Below are 630 nucleotides of genomic sequence, written 5' to 3'. Positions count from 1 at the left end.
TGGAGATGTGGTAGAACGATATTTTTACCATGAAACAGCAGAGCTTGCGCGGGAAGTGTTCGTAAGTCCAATAAACCCTACACGATTTCTGATTCGTTACACACCGCAAATATCTCAATGTGACGCTCTATTAAGTGCGCTCGATACCGTTAAAAGTGAAGCCGAAGCAGTGGTAGTAGTAACGAAAAAAACGGTGTCACGAGCGAGTGGATTGGTCACTGTTATAGATGTTGAAACTCCAATGAACAATGTTCTCCCAGATCAACTAAAAACAGTGGAACAGATAGAGTCTAAGCTCAAAGCGTATGTATTGCCTTATCTGACGCTAGCTTTTAAGTAACACCTGTTTTGATTTTATGTGAATAACTATCTCGACAGTGAGATGATGTTTACTTGGAACAATGTTCTTATCGCAATCTTAAAATAGTAAAGATTGGGTATTTGATTAATCAATAAAAAACTGTGGAAGAACAATGTTCCAAATGATAAGTCAGAGAACCTTTCTTTTAATAAGAGAGGCTTTCAGAGAGTAGTGCTTGTGGAGTTAATAATTAATACTCAACAACTAGCCTTCTAAAAATATAATTAATTAAAAGTCCTGAAGAGTAGTTTTGCAATTAATAATAAAAA

Annotated in this window: 1 pseudogene; it reads left to right on the top strand. The window is 35.9% G+C overall.

Features of this window, described 5'->3' with window-relative positions:
• A pseudogene (locus R7R78_RS27305) lies at window positions 1-340 on the top strand (hypothetical protein); the annotation flags it as partial.
• Window positions 341-630 lie beyond the last annotated feature (290 nt).

The sequence above is a fragment of the Vibrio sp. 2134-1 genome, from assembly GCF_033339495.1.
This window is presented reverse-complemented; position numbering and strand designations above follow the sequence as displayed.